A 16122-nucleotide genomic window follows, 5' to 3' on the forward strand; every position below is an offset into this window, starting at 1 on the left:
CGCCCATCGGACGAGCACCTCCCGCGGTTCCCGCTCGACCAAGCACGATCACCGGACCAGCACCTCCTGGCGTTCGCGTTCGATCGGGATCTCGGGGTACTCCTCCACGGCCTCGGCGCCGCGGGCGCCGGGCGAGGCGAAGATCAGTACGAGCGCGACGAGCGCGAGTTGCACCCACAGCCACGCCCCGTGCCAGAAGGATTCGTGGTCCACGGTGACGCGGCCCCCGGCGGCGGGCGCGTCGAAGCCCTGCGCCCATCCGTCGACGGTGCGCGCCGCGAGCGAGGTCGAGCCGGCCTCGGCCGTCCACCCGCCCGCGGGCTCGGCCAGCACCAGGGTGCGCTCGACGGGCCCGGCCGGCACGTCGACCGCCAGCCCGCCGCCGGCCGTCTCGGTGTACTCGACGGGAACCCGCGCGCCGCCTTCCTCCAGCAGGTAGGCCCGGCCGAGCGGCTGGACCAGGCGCCACAGCCCGCCGTCCGGCGAGAGGTTCACCCGCGCGAGCGCCGGGTCGGAGTCGAGGGAGCGCCGGACCTCGGTCGCGACGGGGCCGGGCACGGCGACGAAGCGGACGCCGTAGGCGGCCAGCGCGACCGCGTCGTCCCCGCCGCGGCCGGAGATGACGCCCGCCACGATGTCCGACAGCCGGTGGCGCACGGCGTCCGGCACCGGCAGCTCGGTCTCGCCGATCAAGGGGGTGCGCCCGCGCAGCAGGGTGAAGCTCAGCAGGCCGTCCTTGCCCGAGCGCAGCACGACCGTGCTCTCGCCCCGGGTCGAGGCCGCCGCGACGAACTCGGTGATCACGGCGGGCGCGTCGCGCCGCAGCGGCCCGCTGACGCCGTCCTTCACCCACAGGCCCGCCACCAGGACGGGCGAGGCGCAGGCCACCAGGACCATGACGGCGGCGGCGGCCCGCCGCAGGCCGCCCGCCCGGTGAAGCTCGATGACGCGGTGACCGGTCAGGGCCGCGGCCACGATGAGGCCGGTGGCGGCGAAGGCGAGCGGCACGCCGGGCCAGGCGGGGACGCCTTCGACCGGGACGCGGGCGGCCACGGTGGCCACCAATACGCCGAAGACGGTGACGCCCCAGCCGACCACGACGACCATCTGGTGGCGGCGGAACAGCAGGGCGGCCAGCGCGGCGGCGATCAGGCCGCCGGTCGCCCACACGGGCGGCACTCCTGGACCGCCCGGACTGAGCAGCAGGAGCGCCTGCGGCGGCAGGCGGAGGTCGACCAGGCCGGCCCGGTGCAGGCCGGCTTCGAGCAGGATGCGCCCGGGGTCGGCGGCGATCTGGGCCAGCCACGGGAACAGCAGCACGATCGGCACGGCCATCGCGATGCCGAGCGAGACGCCCACCCCGCGCCTGACGCCGCCGAACGAGACCGCGGCGAGGCCGCCGAGCACCGCCACCAGCACGTACACCAGCGGGGCGAACGCCGTGCCCACCGCCAGCAGCAGGCCGAGCGCCCACGCGGCCCGCCGCGCGCTACGGCGCTCGCCCGTGATGACCTTGGCGGCGAACGCGGCGTAGGCGGGAAGCAGGACGAACACCACCGCCGTGCCGAGCCGCCCGGCCGCGACGGCGCCGGTCGCCACCGGGAGCAGCGCGTAGGACGCGGCGAGCCAGACGCGGGCCAGCGGATGGGAGATCATCGACCGGGTCGCGATGTAGGCGGACAGGCCGGCCAGCGGCACGCAGCCGAGCAGCAGCACCGAGACCGCGAGCCACGTCTTGCCGAGGAAGATCGTCGAGAGGGCGGCGAGGACCGCGACGTACGGCGGGGCCCAGCCGTCGGAGCCGAGCCCGCTGGCGTGGTAGTCGGAGGTGTAGAAGTGCCACAGGTCGGAGGCGCCGCCCACGACGGGCACGAGCGCGCCTCCGCCGAGCAGCCCGCCGTACAGCAGCGACCGCTCGGCGGCGACCGTGACGGCCACGAGGCCGAGGCAGAGCAGCACGCCGGGGTTGCTGAACACGCGTTGCATCAGCCCGGCGTCGGTGAGCAGCTCTTCGCCGTCGTCCTCCTGGGACGGCTCGGATATCACCGCGTGGTGCCGGCCGGCGGAGTCGATGGGCCCCGACCCCGACAGGTAGCCCTGCACCATGTCGGTCAGGCGCCGGAAGGCCATGCCCGACGGCGTGAACAGCCGTTTGACCTTGGGGTAGCCCTGCTTCCTGTCCTGCTTTCTCGCCTTCCGCGCCCTGAGCAGGCGGCGGGGGCCGCCGAGGACGGAGGCGAACGCCGCCACCTCGTCCAGGGCGTTGGCCGGCTGCTTGGCCAGCAGCAGCAACAGCGTGCGGAACAGCGACAGGAACAGGTTGCGGACGATCGACCACTGCATCTGCCGGAACGGCAGGTTCGCCATGATGACGAACATGGCGTTGTGCCGGTCCAGCCTGCGGGGATGGACGTCGCTCACCGCCATGCGCCGCCTGCGCCTGGTCGCCGCCTCGGCGTGCCAGGCGACCGCGTCGGTGACGCACAGCACGCGGTGGCCGGCGGCGGTGGCGCGCCAGCACAGGTCGAGGTCGTCGCGGAACAGCGGCAGCGCCGGATCGAGGCCGCCGAGCCGCTCCCACACGTCGCGGCGGATCAGCATGCCGGCCGTGGACACCGACAGCACCTCGTGGACGCCGTCGTGCTGGCCCTGGTCGTACTCGCGGGATTCGAGACCGGTGTCGCGGCGGCCCGACCGGTCGACGGTGACGCCGACCTCCAGCAGGGTGCGGCGGTCGAGCCAGTCGCGCAGCTTGGGGCCGAGGATGGTGGCCTTCTTGTCGCCGGCGGCGGCCCACAGCAGCGCCTCAAGGGCGCGCCTGTCGGGCGCGCAGTCGTCGTGCAGCAGCCAGATCCACTCTTCGCCGCCGGTGCGCGGCAGCCGTTCGAGCACCGCGGCGACCGCTTCGCCGAACCCGGTGGAGCGGGGCATGGTGAGGACGGCGTTCTGGCCGAACGCCTCGGTGAGCATCTTGACGCTGCCGTCACGGCTGCCGTTGTCGACGCCGACGACCCGGTCGAGCGGGCGCGTCTGGCGCAGGACGCCCTCCAGCGTCTCCTTCAACCAGCGGGCGCCGTCATGCGAGACGACGATCGCTGTGACCGAGGGACGCGGCGGTTGCACGGAGACGGTGTCCTTGGGGGCTCGTGTGGCTTTGCGCCGATCACGATACGGCACCTCGGGCACGCCGGGTCCGCCAGTCCGCCAATCCGGTCGGCGACGGTCTCCGTCCAGGCGTGCCCCCGCCGGCGCCACGGCGTCCGCCCTGCCGACCACGTCCCCTCGCCCGGCCATCGGCTGTGGGCTCCCCTGCCCACGGCCGGCGGCCGTGACCGTGATCGTCCGGCGTCGCTCGTGACGTCGTCGTTACCAGGGGCGCCTTCTCATCGGCGCCCGCTTGGCCGACTCAGCCGGCCTCCCGCTTGATCCTGCGTCGTTCGCGCTCGGACAATCCCCCCCAGATGCCGAACCTCTCGTCGTGCTGCAGCGCGTATTCAAGGCACTCGGCCCGCACTTCGCAGGACCGGCACACCTTCTTGGCCTCCCGCGTGGATCCGCCCTTCTCTGGAAAAAACGCCTCTGGATCGGTCTGCGCGCACAGTGCGCGCTCTTGCCATCCCAGCTCTTCCGCGCCGAGCATCTGTGCCATGACCAAGTCGGTCACTGCACACCTCCTGCTGATCGCCCGCCCGCCCCGCAACGGAGCCCCCCTTTTGAACACCTTCCTCAATACCCAGCATGTGAAAGGCGTAACAACACAGCTGTAATTACACGCGTGTGCCGCGTGTGGCGTCAAGCAGCATGACAGTATCCGGGGAAAGACCAGCTCACCCCGGTATGCAGGCATCGGCGGCATCCGCGGCCGCGTCCGTCGCTCGCCTTGTCGGCGGCCCGGCGGCCCTCTGATTCCCGATCTTCTATGCCCTCAGCGGTCGGAACCGTACCAGCGCGACCCCTGATCCACTCCTGAACCTGTCTGATCTCTACCATCGCTTTCCTCGGGCCTTGCCGGGGAGGAAGAGCGGTCGGGGGCGTAGATGGCGGTCGGGTCGATCGGCTCGTCCTGCCGGCCCGTCGAGGCGGACGGCGGCATGGGGGCGTTCAACGGGTCGTTCTGGAACGCCTTGGGGTCGAAGCGCACGGTCTTCTCCGCGGGCTCGTCCCAGCCGGCCGGAGACTGCTGCTGTCCCTGATGCGGGGCTTGCTCCTGGAGCGGCCGATCCTGGACGGGCGCCGCGTAGGGCTGGCCCTGGCCGGACGACGCGTAGGACTGGTCCTGGCCGGGCGCGTAGGGCTGGTCCTGGGCCGGCCGGTACGGCTGGGCGTCGGACGGAGGGCGCGTCCCGTACCCGGAGGAGTCCGCCGGCGTCTGCGGGTGCCCGAACGGGCTCGCGCCGTAGCCGGGGGTGTAGTCGGGCGTCCGCACGGGCTGCGTGCCGGTGTACTCCCCCGCGCTCTGGCCGGCGGCGTCGGCGGACGACGTGCCGGTGGCGCCGCCGCCCTGTGACTGCTGGTAGCTCTGCGCCTGCTGGTAGGCCTGCGCGATCTGCTGCTGGCGCGCGTCCCCCGCCGCCTCCGCGTACAGCGGAGAGGGCTCGGCCGGACGCCCGAACTCACCGGAGGAGTAGCCGCCGTAGGACTCGCCGCCGTCCTGCCCACCGGTCTGCCCACCGGTCTGCCCGAAGGAGTCGCCGCCGGTCTGCCCGTAGCCGTTCGGCTGCGTGACGCCCTGCCCGAACGACGATGAGGGCTGGTCCAGCGGGCTCGGCTGCGGGCCGGTCGGCGCGTAGGACGAGGACTGGTCCAGCGGGCTCGGCTGCGAACCCGTCTGGCCGTACGACGAAGGCTGGTCCAGCGGGCCCGACTGCGGGCCGGTCTGGCCGTACGACGACGAAGGCTGGTCCAGCGGGCTCGGCTGCGAACCCGTCTGGCCGTACGACGAAGGCTGGTCCAGCGGGCCCGACTGCGGGCCGGTCTGGCCGTACGACGACGAAGGCTGGTCCAGCGGGCTCGGCTGCGAACCCGTCTGGCCGTACGACGAAGGCTGGTCCAGCGGGCCCGACTGCGGGCCGGTCTGGCCGTAGGACGAAGGCTGGTCCAGCGGGCTCGGCTGCGGGCTCGTCTGGCCGTAGGTGGGAGACAGGTCGAACGGCGTCGGCGTCTCGTTGCCGCCCGGCAGGGCCTGACGCGCGCCGGTGGTGAAGGCGTCCGGGCTCGCGAAGCCGCCGCCGGTCCCGGGGGGTGCGTACGGCGAGGGCGTCTGCGCGTAGGGGTCGGAGGCCGGCTGTCCCGGCGGCTGCGGCGTGAAGGGGGACGCGGGCGGCTGCCCGAACGCTCCCGTGCCGGGCTGCTCGTAGGACCCCGAGGGCTGGGACTCGTAGGTGCCCGTGCCCGGCTGCTCGTAGGACCCGGAAGGCCGGGGCTCGTAGTTCCCGGCGGCCGGCTGCTCGTAGCTGCCGGTACCCGGCTGCTCGTAGTTGCCGGAGGGCTGGGGCTCGTAGTTGCCGGTGCCCGGCTGCTCGTAGTTCCCGGAGGGGCGCGGCTCGTACCCGCCGCCCGGCTGCGCCGAGCCGGGAGTGTGCGGCTGCTCGTACGCGCCGGAGGGCTGCGGCTCATAGGCGCCCGGGGCCTGCGGAGGCCGGCCGTTCGGGGCGCCCTGGCCGTAGGGGTCGGCGGACGCCTGGGCGGGCGCGTACGGGTCGACCGGCTGGGAGTGCTGCGGGGCGTACCCGCCGCCGGGCGGAGGAGGCAGCGCCGGCTGGAAGCCGCCGCCCTGGCCGTTGAACGGACCGCCCGGCTGTCCGTGCGGTCCCGGCTGTCCGTGCGGTCCCGGCTGTCCGTGCGGCCCAGGCTGACCGTTCTGCCCGGGCTGTCCGAGCTGTCCGGACTGCTCGGGGTAGCCCTGCTGAGGGCCGGGCTGCTGACCGGGCTGCTGGACGCCCGGCTGCTGCTGGGGGTAACCGGGCTGCTCGGGGGCGCCCTGCCCCTGCGGCGGGCCCGCCTGCTCGTGGAACCCGTACTGCGGCTGCTCCGGATAGCCGTGCTGGGAGCCGGGCTGTCCGGGGTGTCCCTGGGGCCCGAAGCCGGGCATGCCGTACGCGTCCTGCCGGGGCCGGGGCGCCGCGGCGGCGCCCTCGGGAAGCACCGACATGGCGTACACCAGCCCGACGGCGACCAGGGCGAGGGAGGGCAGGCCGGTCAGCAGGTGCTCGATCAGGCTGAGACCGCCGCCCGCGCCGCCGATGAGCACGCCGATGAGAGCGATCACACCGAACACGGCCGCGACCGCGAGAGCGATGACGGCGACGAGGCCGGCCAGGCGGGCGCGGGGGGTCGGCGGCCCGAACCTGGTGACGAGGACGATCGCGCCGAGCGCGAGTGCCACGTTGACCGGCGAGTCCAGCGTGAGCAGCGAGGAGGCCGCCCGGATGCCGAACGGCAGCCCGGAGCCGAGGAACATGCTCTCCACCCCGACGAGGACCTGTGCGCAGACCACCGCAAGCATGATCCAGGCCGCAGGCTCGCGGAGCCGTCCGGGCTCTACTTTGACCACAACTACCCCCCAATGGGTCCATACGGCAACCGCAGTTTTGCACATCTCCGCACTTTGGGGGCACGAGACCCAAGAACCTCATAGATCACATAAGCCCTTTTTGTCCGGTCATTTCGGTCCGTATCCGCTGTGGAGCAGGGGTTTTTCGACCGCGCCGATCCGCTCACCGGCCGAGGGCGGAGCAAGCGAAAGGCAATGGAACACTTGACACATGCGCATCCTGTCCCTGGCCGGCGGCATCGGCGGCGCCCGCTTCCTACGCGGGCTCCGGGCCGCCGCCCCCGACGCGGAGATCACCGTCATCGGCAACACCGGTGACGACATCACCCTCTTCGGCCTTCGCGTATGTCCAGATCTCGACACCGTCATGTACACCCTCGGCGGCGGCATCGACGAGGAACAGGGCTGGGGCCGGGCCGGCGAGCACCACGTCGTCAAGGCCGAGCTCGCCGCCTACGGCATGGAGCCGCAGTGGTTCGGCCTCGGCGACCGGGACATCGCCACCCACATCGTCCGCACCCAGATGCTGAACGCGGGCTACCCGCTGTCGGCGGTCACCGAGGCGCTGTGCGACCGCTGGAAGCCGGGCGTCCGGCTGATCCCGATGACCGACGACCGCGCCGAGACCCACGTGGTCATCGAGGACGACCAGGGCAGGCGGGCGATCCACTTCCAGGAGTGGTGGGTGCGCCTGCGCGCCTCGGTGCCGGCCCGGCAGATCGTCCTCACCGGCGCGGACGACGCCAAGCCCGCGCCCGGGGTGCTGGAGGCGATCGAGCGGGCCGACGCGGTGATCCTGCCGCCGTCCAACCCGGTGGTGAGCATCGGGACGATCCTTCAGATCCCGGGCATCCGGGAGGCCCTGGAGGCCAAGACCGTGGTCGGCGTCTCCCCCATCATCGGCGGCGCCCCCGTCAGGGGCATGGCCGACGCGTGCCTCACCGCGATCGGCGTGGAGACCAGCGCCCAGGCGGTGCTGGAGCTCTACGGCTCCCGCCTCCTCGACGGCTGGCTCGTCGCCGAGCAGGACGCCGGGGTCGCGCTCGACGGGGTGCGCGTGCTGGCCAGGCCGCTGCTCATGACCGACGTCGAGGCCACCGCCGAGATCGCCCGCGCCGCCCTGGAGCTGGCCAGGTGATCACCGTGCACGGCGTGGCCGGCCTGCCGGAGGTGCGGCCGGGCGACGACCTCGCCGCGCTCATCGCGGGCGCGGTGCCCGACCTGGCCGACGGAGACATCCTCGTGGTCACCTCCAAGATCGTGAGCAAGGCCGAGGGCCGCGTCCGGCGGGCGGACGGCCGCGCCGAGGCGATCGCCGAGGAGACCGAGCGCGTGGTCGCCCGGCGGGGCGACACCGTGATCTCCCAGACCCGCCACGGCTTCGTCATGGCGGCGGCCGGGGTGGACGCCTCCAACACCGAGCCCGGCACCGTGCTGCTGCTGCCGCTCGACCCGGACGCCTCGGCCCGCCGCATCAGGTCGGGCCTGCCCGCGCGGGCCGGGGTGATCCTGTCCGACACCTTCGGCCGCCCCTGGCGCAACGGGCTCACCGACGTGGCGATCGGCGCGGCGGGCGTGCGTCCGCTGGACGACCACCGCGGCCGCTCCGACGCCTACGGCAACCCGCTGTCGGCGACGGTCACGGCGCTGGCCGACGAGATCGCCTCGGCCGCCGAGCTGGTCAAGGGCAAGCTGGACGGGGTGCCGGTGGCCGTCGTCCGCGGGCTTTCCCACCTGGTGACCGACGAGGACGGCCCCGGCGTCCGGCCGCTCATCCGGCCCGCCGACGAGGACATGTTCCGGTACGGCTCCGCCGAGGTGCTGTTCGCGCGGCGCACGATCAGGGAGTTCACCGCCGACCCCGTGGACCCGGCCGCCGTCAGGCGCGCCGTGGCCGCCGCCATCAGCGCGCCCGCCCCGCACCATACGACGCCCTGGCGCTTCGTGCTGCTGGAGTCGGCGACCACGCGCGAGAAGCTGCTGGACGCCATGCTCGCGGCCTGGGAACGCGACCTGCGGGCCACCGGTTTCGACGAGGAGTCGATCGCCCGGCGGGTGCGGCGCGGGGACGTCCTTCGCCGCGCCCCTTACCTGGTGGTCCCCTGCCTGGTGATGGAGGGGTCCCACACCTATCCCGACGAGCGGCGCAACGCCGCCGAGCGCGAGATGTTCGTCGTCGCCACCGGCGCGGGCGTGCAGAACCTGCTGGTGCAGCTCGCCGTCGAGGGGCTGGGGTCGGCGTGGGTGTCCTCCACTATGTTCTGCCGCGAGGTGGTGCGCGAGGTGCTCGACCTGCCCGAGGCGTGGGATCCGATGGGCGCCGTGGCCGTCGGCCGCGCCGCCGCGCCGCCGCGCGACCGTCCTTCGCGCGACCCCGGCGACTTCATCGTCACGCGCTGAGGCCGCCGAGGCCGCTGGGAACGGTCTGGACGGCCGGCGCTTCGGCGGGCGCCGGCCTGCCACCGCGTCCTCGCGGCGGCCACCCGTTCAGGCGTCCGAACGGCCCCGCCTGCCTCAGCGGGGGCCACCGCAGGTCGGATGGCACAGGCGGCGGGCCAGGGCGCTCAGGAAGACGTCGATGATCTCCCCCGGCTGGGACGCCACGTGCAGCGAGCCGTTGGTGAGCGAGACGATCTCGCCGAGCGCCGCGCGGTCCACGTCCTCGCCGAACGCGATCATGATGATCTGGACGGGGCGGTCGGGGTCCCAGGCGTCGCGCAGCTCGCGCACGAGCTCCGCCCGGGACAGCCCCGCTCCGTCGTCCTTGCCGGCCGTGATGACGAGCAGGGAGTTGTTCATCGCCGGGTCGTACTTGGCGGTGACCTCGCGGAACCCGGCGAAGATCGTGTCGTAGAGGGAGCTGTCGCGCTTCTGGAAGGGCCGAAGGCTCCGGGTGAGCGACTCCAGCCGGGAGCGGCGGGTGAACTGGTCGTCCTCGCCGGGAGGTTCGGTGATCGGGCCGAGGCTCACCAGCGAGCGGTACCCCCTTCCGCCGCCCAGTCCCTCGGCGAACTCCCACAGGCCCATGCGGGTCGACGCGGGGAAGAGCTGGAGGCCGAGCCGGGCGGCCTTGAGCGCCACGGAGTGCCGGGTGGCGCCCTTCTCGCCCGCGATGGGCTCGGCCATGTGCCGCCCGGCGTCGGCCACCACCAGGATGTCGCTCGGCGGCGCCAGCCGGCTCCAGGCGTCCAGCGCCTCGTCGATCACCGCGGGGGTGATGGACGGGCGCGGGCTCGGCCGCTCGGAGGGAATCTCCGGTCCCGCGCCGAGCGGCGGCTCCCGGCCGTCAGGGAGCCGGAACCCGCCGCGCCGTACGGTGTCCGCCACCTCCGGCGACCTGAGCCAGTCGCCGAAGAGCCGGGCCCCGGCGGCCCGCGCGGCGTCGCCGGCCGTGACCACGTAGGGATAGTCGAGCATGATCGTGCCCTCTTTGGGGTGCAGCGCGACGACCGGGTCGCCGGAGGGCGTCCGGTCGTGCAGCCACACCGACTGCTCGGGCACGACGACGACGGGCCGCTGCCAGAAGGAGCGGTCGTCGACGGCCGTGAGCATGGAGCGGTAGTCGGGGGCGGAACCGGCCTGGGCCATGCGCACGAACGCGGTCAGCTCCCTGGCCCCCTTCTCGCCGTCGCCGGCGATGTCGGTGGCGGCGGCCACGGTGACGATGCCGGCGCCCGCGACCGACGGGTCGGGGATCCGGACGACGTCCGGCTCGTCGGAGGTCGGCCGGAGCCGGCCGCGCGCCGTCGCCGGGAAGATCATCTCCCAGCTCATCTCGGTCTTCCGCTCGGCGAACCGCCGGGCGAGCGAACGGCGGGTGGCGAAGACCAGCGGCGAGGAGGCGAAGACGGTCTCCTGCGGCGCGATGCCGGGCGCCCCCTGCTTGCGCGCCAGCCGCACCCACGCCGAGGAGTCGGCGATCCAGGCGTCGGGCCGGCCGGCGAGCACGCCCGCCTGGTCGCCGATCAGCGTGCGCAGGACCGGCGCCGGCGGCTGCTCGGTGACCTGTACCAGCACGCACCTGCCGTCCACCGCGGCCTTGCGCGCGTTGAACCGCTCGGCCGCCTCCATGGCGACCGGGGCGACGTCCACCGCGGCGTCCACGCCGACGAGCACCGGGTCGCGGCCGGAGCACGGGCCGCCGCGGGTGAGGACCACCGCGGCCACGCCCGCGAGCAGGGCCAGGGCGAGCAGCGTCGCGGGCAGGGCGCGACGCCTGCTCCGTCGGCGCGGAGGCTCGGCGATCGGGTCCGCGCGGTGCCGCCCAGGCCGGCCAGACGCCACGGTTCGCCTTTCTGGATCGCGGTACAGAGGACGAGTCGGACGATTCTCCCAAGCGCCACCATAGGCGGCGCAAGTACCCGCACAGCGGGAAGGGGGAACTTGTTATAACTCCGTCTGATAACGCGGCCGGAGCGGGACCGAGACCGCGGCGCCCCCTTCGTCGCCTTCCTCACCGCCCGCACGCGAGAACGACGGCGAGGTCACAGCAGCGGGACCTTCCGGCGGACGCTGCCGCAGACGCCGTCGCTGGCCTGGGCCGCCGCCACGCGCTCCGCCGAGGGGGTGCCGTACCCGGTGGTGCGCTGGCGCAGCGGGCGGCCGGTGGGCTCCACCATCGCGACGATGTCACTGATCGTCTTGTACGAGCCGTTCTCCGACCCGGCCATTCTGCTGATCGTCTCCTCCATCAGCGTGCCGCCCAGGTCGTTCACGCCGCCCGACAGCACGGCCCGGCACAGGTCGTCCTGCAGCTTGACCCACGAGCACTGGATGTTGGCGATCGCGCCGTGCAGCATGATGCGCGCCAGCGCGTGCACGGCGCGGTTCTCCCTGGCCGTCGGCCCCGGACGGGCGATGCCGGCCAGGTAGATCGGGGCGCTGTGGTGCACGAACGGCAGCAGCACGAACTCCGAGAAGCCGCCGGTCTCCTCCTGGATGCGGCGGATCAGCCTGATGTGCGCCACCCAGTGCGCCGGGGTGTCCACGTGGCCGTACATCATCGTCGAGGTCGTCGGGATGCCGACGCGGTGCGCGGCGGTGATGACCTCGACCCACTCGCGGGCCGGCAGCTTGCCCTTGGTCAGCACCCACCGCACGTCGTCGTCGAGGATCTCCGCCGCCGTGCCGGGCAGCGAGTCGACCCCGGCCTCCTTCGCGGCCACCAGCCAGTCGTGGATCGACAGGTTCGTCCGGCTCGCGCCGTTGATGACCTCCATCGGGGAGAAGGCGTGCACGTGCATGCCGGGGACCTTCCGCTTCACCGCCTTGGCGATGTCGAAGTACGCCGTGCCGGGAAGGTCGGGGTGGATGCCGCCCTGCATGCACACCTCGGTCGCCCCCGCCTCCCACGCCTCGGCCGCCCGGTCGGCGACCTGGTCCAGGGAGAGGGTGTAGGCGTCGGCGTCGGTCCGCCGCTGCGCGAACGCGCAGAACCGGCAGCCGGTGTAGCAGACGTTGGTGAAGTTGATGTTCCGGTTGACGACGTAGGTCACCGCGTCGCCGGCGGCCTCCCGGCGCAGGCCGTCCGCCACCCGGCACAGCTCCTCCAGGTCGGCGCCGTCCGCGCCGAGCAGCGTGAGGGCCTGCGCGTCGGTGAGCCTCGCGGGGTCGGCCGCCGCGCGGCGCAGGGCCTCGCGCATGTCCCCGTCGACGGCGCCGCCGCCCGCGCGCGCCGGGACGCGGTCGCGCAGGGCCTCCCAGTCGCCGTAGACGTGCGCGAAGTCGTCCCGCCTGTCCTGTGAGCGGCCGGTGGCGTCCACCTCCACGTGCAGGTCCGTACGCCCGGCCGAGGCGAACCCGCCGTCCGGCTCCTGCCAGGGCGCGCCCACCGGCGTCACGTCCCGCGCGAGGCCTGTCTCCGGGTCGGCCAGCGCGGCGACGTGGGCGCGCAGGCGCGGGTCCAGCCACGGCTCGCCGGCGAGAACGTACTCGGGGTAGATCGTCAGGCGTTCCTTCAGCGTGAACCCGGCGGCGGCGGTGCGGGCCGCGAGCTCCTCGATCTGCGGCCAGGGGCGCTCGGGGTTGACGTGGTCGGGGGTCAGCGGCGAGACCCCGCCCCAGTCGTCGATGCCGGCCCTGATCATCAGGGCGTACTCGTCGCCGATGAGGTTGGGCGGCGCCTGCAGGCGCGTCTTGCCGCCGAGGACGAGCCGGGCGACCGCGATGGTGGCGGCCAGCTCGTGCAGGTCGGCGTCCGGTATGCCGCGCATCGCGGTGTCGGGCTTGGCGCGGAAGTTCTGGACGATGACCTCCTGCACGCCGCCGTACTCGCGCGCGACCCGCCGGATCGCGAAGATCGACTCGGCCCGGTCGGCGACGGTCTCGCCGATGCCGATCAGGATGCCGGTGGTGAACGGCACGTTGGAGCGGCCGGCGTCCTCCAGCACGCGCACGCGGACGGCCGGGTCCTTGTCCGGCGAGCCGTAGTGGGCCTGGCCCTTCTCCTCGAACAGCCGCCGGGAGGTGGTCTCCAGCATCATGCCCATGGAGGGGGCGACCGGCTTGAGCCGCTGGAGGTCGCGCCAGGTCATCACCCCGGGGTTCAGGTGCGGCAGCAGCCCGGTCTCCTCCAGGACGCGGATGGCCATGGCGCGCACGTAGGAGAGGGTGTCGTCGTAGCCGTGGGCGTCCAGCCACTCGCGGGCCTGGTGCCAGCGGTCCTCGGGCCGGTCGCCGAGCGTGAACAGCGCCTCCTTGCAGCCCATGGCGGCGCCCTGCCGGGCGATCTCCAGCACCTCGTCGGGGCTGAGGAACGGCGCGGGCAGCTTGCCGGGGGCGGTGGCGAACGTGCAGTAGCCGCAGCGGTCCCGGCACAGCCGGGTCAGCGGGATGAACACCTTGCGGCTGTAGGTGACGATCTTGTCCCTGCCCACGGAGGCCAGCCCGGCGTCCCTGACCCGGCCCGCGTGGTCGAGGAGGCGGTCCAGGTCGTCGCCTCTGGCGTGCAGGAGAACCGTGGCCTCCGCCAGGTCGAGCGCCTTGCCGTCCCTTGCCCGAGCCAGCGCCCGCCGCATGGCGGCGTCTGTGGGGTTCACGTTCATGCATCGCACAGTACGAAACCGTTCGAGCCGGGTGATCCGCCGGGGTGCCGTGCCCGCGACGCCGATCACGCCTGCGAGGCGCGCGCAGTGGGCGAGAGCACTCCACTCATGTAGTGATGCTTAACAGTTAGCCATAGCGATTCTCGATGGACGTGAATATATGCACCGGCACATAATTGGAGGGCAACCACGAGAGAGCTCCGAAGGAGTCCCGATGTCCTGGCTCATCCCCCTGCTCATCGCCGCCGCCGCCGTGCTCGCCCCGCTGTTCGGCAGCGACACCCGCGACGGGCGCGACTGGACGCCCAGTTCCCCCACCACGCCCGGCGGCCCGACCTCGTTAACCGCCCGCTGACGCGCCGACGCGCCGACCGCAACCCTCCGGGCCGCAACCGGCCGCGGCGACCCGCCCGCTCCGAAACGAGCGGCGGCGCTCAGAACGAGCGGTAGTCGCGAGCGGCCATCCGGGGGCCGCGGGCCGGCGGGCGGCGGCCGCCGAGTTCGAGCAGCCGCACGACGCGGTGGCGGTGCCCCCGGTAGGGCTCGAGCAGCTCCAGCATCCCCGCGTCGTCGGTCTTGCGGCCGGCCAGCGACCAGCCCACCAGCGCGGGAAGGTGGTAGTCGCCGACCGAGACGGCGTCGGGGTCGCCGTGCGCCCGCTGGCGGATCTCCGCCGACGTCCACACCCCGACGCCCGGCAGGGCCCGCAGCAGCCGGTCGGCCTCCGGCTCCCCCGCCGCCTCCAGCTTGCCGGCGTGCGGCGCGGCGTTGACGATCGTGCGCGCCCGTACGGCCTCCGCGCCGGCGCGGTGCCAGTCCCAGGACGGGATGCGCCGCCACACCTCGGGCTCGGGGAACACCCGCATCGCCGCGGGCGCCGGGCCCGGCGCGGGCTCGCCGTACCTGGCGAGCAGCCACCGCCACGCCCGCCAAGCCTCGCGGCCGACGACCTTCTGCTCCAGCACGGCGGGCACCAGCGCCTCGAACACGCGCAGCGTACGGCCCACCCGCAGCCCGGGGTGGCGGGAGGCCAGCTCGCGCACCAGCGCGTGCGCCTCGTGCCCGAGCGCGTCCATCAGGCGGACGAATTCGCCGGCCCGGTCGTGGGCGCCCAGCAGCTCCGGCAGCGTTTCGAGCAGCCACCCGGCCCCCGGACCCCAGGCGAGGGCGACCACGGTGCGCTCGCGCGGCTCGGCGGTGACGCGCAACGTGCCCGGCCCCTCGGGCGTGCGGCAGGTGCGCCAGACCGCGCCGTCGGCGGTGAGCTGCCAGGCGGGGTCGCCGCCGCCGCGCCGGTGCGGCGCCATGGTGGCCTCCACGTCCACCGGCCAGTCGGGCCGCCACCTGCGTTCTCGCACATCGCCAACACTATGGGCGCGACCGGCCCGGCCGCGCCCCTCCCCTCCCCGCCGTACGCGGGTTCAGACGTCGCTGGAGAAGCGGACCGCGTTCGCCGGGAGCCGCACGCCCGGCCAGACGCGCGCGCCGGCCAGCAGCTCGTTGCCCTCGCCGACGACCGCGCCGTCCCCGATGACGGCGTCGCGCAGCACCGCGCCCGAGGCGACCCTGGCCCCGGCCCCGACCACCGAGCCGACGACGACCGCCCCGGACTCGATGACGCAGTCGGCGTCCAGCACGCTGCCGTGGACGGAGGCGTCCGACCGCACGACGGCCCTCGGGCCCACAACCGTGCCGCCCTCGATCTTGGCGCTCGGCGAGACCTCGGCGCCGTGCAGCGTCATGAACTCCCCGCACGGGCCGGGCAGCGCCGGCGAGGGCAGGCGGCCCAGCACCAGGTCGCAGGAGCCCTGGACGAACGCCGCCGGAGTGCCGACGTCCAGCCAGTACGAGCGGTCGGCGTACCCGAGCACCACCTCACCGGAGGCGATCAGGCCGGGGAACGTCTCGCGTTCGACGGAGACCACCTGCCCCGCCGGGATCTGGTCGATGACCGAGCGCTGGAAGACGTAGCACCCGGCGTTGATGCGGTTGGTCTCGGGATTGGGGGTCTTCTCCAGGAAGGCGGTCACCCGGCCGTCCTCGTCGGTCGGCACGCACCCGAACCGCGACGGGTCGTCCACCTCGGTGAGGTGCAGGGTGACCGCCGCGCGGCGCGCCACGTGCAGCCCGACCTGCTCGGAGATGTCGTGCCCGGACAGGATGTCGCCGTTGAGCACGAGCACCGGCGCGTCCGGGCCGCAGGTCAGCGCCTGGGCGGCGTTGCGGATGGCGCCGCCGGTGCCGAGCGGGGTCTCCTCTGTCATGTACTCGAGCGACAGGCCGAAGGAGGAGCCGTCGCCGAACGCCTCGGCGAACATCGAGGCGCGGTAGGAGGTGGCGAAGACGATGCGCCGGACGCCGAACGACTTGGCGCGGGCGAGCTGGTGGGCGAGGAAGGGGACGCCGGCCGTGGGAAGCAACGGCTTGGGGGTGTTCAGGGTGAGGGGGCGCAGACGGGTGCCCTGGCCGCCGACTAGGAGAATGGCCTCAAGGTGCGCCGACTCCGGCGAGTAGCTGCTCGTCACA

Annotated in this window: 10 protein-coding genes; 3 read left to right on the forward strand and 7 right to left on the reverse strand. The window is 73.8% G+C overall.

Annotated elements, in window-relative coordinates; genetic code table 11:
- Positions 1-48 precede the first annotated feature (48 nt).
- The 3 genes from ACZ6QO_RS12085 to ACZ6QO_RS12095 form a co-directional block, all read right to left on the reverse strand.
- Entirely contained in the window at positions 49-3123 is a 3075-nt protein-coding gene (locus ACZ6QO_RS12085) for a glycosyltransferase family 2 protein (RefSeq protein ID WP_465850045.1), read from the reverse strand.
- Positions 3124-3406: 283 nt separating this feature from the next.
- Positions 3407-3649, reverse strand: a complete 243-nt coding sequence (locus ACZ6QO_RS12090) for a WhiB family transcriptional regulator (RefSeq protein WP_184889896.1) — start codon at positions 3647-3649, stop codon at positions 3407-3409.
- Positions 3650-3925: 276 nt separating this feature from the next.
- Positions 3926-6496 (reverse strand): DNA polymerase III subunit gamma/tau domain-containing protein, encoded by a 2571-nt coding sequence (locus ACZ6QO_RS12095; RefSeq protein WP_465850046.1) that lies wholly within the window; start codon positions 6494-6496, stop codon positions 3926-3928.
- A gap of 268 nt (positions 6497-6764) precedes the next feature.
- Between ACZ6QO_RS12095 and cofD the strand changes: the two genes are divergently transcribed.
- Together cofD and ACZ6QO_RS12105 are read left to right on the forward strand one after the other, a co-directional pair.
- Entirely contained in the window at positions 6765-7691 is a 927-nt protein-coding gene (gene cofD / locus ACZ6QO_RS12100) for a 2-phospho-L-lactate transferase (RefSeq protein ID WP_465850048.1), read from the forward strand.
- Positions 7688-8953: a coenzyme F420-0:L-glutamate ligase gene (locus ACZ6QO_RS12105; RefSeq protein ID WP_465850050.1), complete on the forward strand. Its 1266-nt coding sequence runs from the start codon at positions 7688-7690 to the stop codon at positions 8951-8953. Before cofD ends, ACZ6QO_RS12105 begins: the two co-directional genes overlap by 4 nt.
- A 114-nt stretch (positions 8954-9067) precedes the next feature.
- Here the strand turns inward: ACZ6QO_RS12105 and ACZ6QO_RS12110 are convergent, their stop codons facing one another.
- Together ACZ6QO_RS12110 and ACZ6QO_RS12115 are read right to left on the reverse strand one after the other, a co-directional pair.
- Positions 9068-10837, reverse strand: a complete 1770-nt coding sequence (locus ACZ6QO_RS12110) for a substrate-binding and VWA domain-containing protein (protein WP_465850052.1) — start codon at positions 10835-10837, stop codon at positions 9068-9070.
- A 200-nt stretch (positions 10838-11037) separates the two neighbouring features.
- The gene (locus ACZ6QO_RS12115) at positions 11038-13596 is read right to left on the reverse strand and encodes a bifunctional FO biosynthesis protein CofGH (protein WP_465850053.1); all 2559 of its coding nucleotides are present in this window, start codon (positions 13594-13596) and stop codon (positions 11038-11040) included.
- 214 nt (positions 13597-13810) lie between these two features.
- On the opposite strand from ACZ6QO_RS12115, the gene ACZ6QO_RS12120 reads away from it, so the two are divergent.
- Positions 13811-13951 carry a hypothetical protein gene (locus ACZ6QO_RS12120; RefSeq protein ID WP_465850055.1) on the forward strand — a complete coding sequence of 47 codons (141 nt, stop codon included), beginning with the start codon at positions 13811-13813 and terminating at the stop codon, positions 13949-13951.
- A gap of 79 nt (positions 13952-14030) precedes the next feature.
- On the opposite strand, the gene ACZ6QO_RS12125 is transcribed toward ACZ6QO_RS12120, so the two are convergent.
- Together ACZ6QO_RS12125 and manB are read right to left on the reverse strand one after the other, a co-directional pair.
- Entirely contained in the window at positions 14031-14954 is a 924-nt protein-coding gene (locus ACZ6QO_RS12125; RefSeq protein ID WP_465850057.1) for a DNA-3-methyladenine glycosylase family protein, read from the reverse strand.
- Between the two features lie 63 nt (positions 14955-15017).
- On the reverse strand, positions 15018-16121 hold the full coding sequence (gene manB / locus ACZ6QO_RS12130; protein WP_465850059.1) for a mannose-1-phosphate guanylyltransferase: 1104 nt from the start codon (positions 16119-16121) through the stop codon (positions 15018-15020).
- Between the last annotated feature and the right edge of the window lies 1 nt (position 16122).

It is taken from the genome of Sphaerisporangium sp. NPDC049457, from assembly GCF_055586705.1.

What these genes read in the sequence shown, in the direction of transcription:
- ACZ6QO_RS12115 (WP_465850053.1), bottom strand. Translation starts at nt 13,596, where the DNA reads ATGAACGTGAACCCCACAGACGCCGCCATGCGGCGGGCGCTGGCTCGG.
- ACZ6QO_RS12120 (WP_465850055.1), top strand. Translation starts at nt 13,811, where the DNA reads ATGTCCTGGCTCATCCCCCTGCTCATCGCCGCCGCCGCCGTGCTCGCC.
- cofD (WP_465850048.1), top strand. Translation starts at nt 6,765, where the DNA reads ATGCGCATCCTGTCCCTGGCCGGCGGCATCGGCGGCGCCCGCTTCCTA.
- ACZ6QO_RS12090 (WP_184889896.1), bottom strand. Translation starts at nt 3,649, where the DNA reads ATGGCACAGATGCTCGGCGCGGAAGAGCTGGGATGGCAAGAGCGCGCA.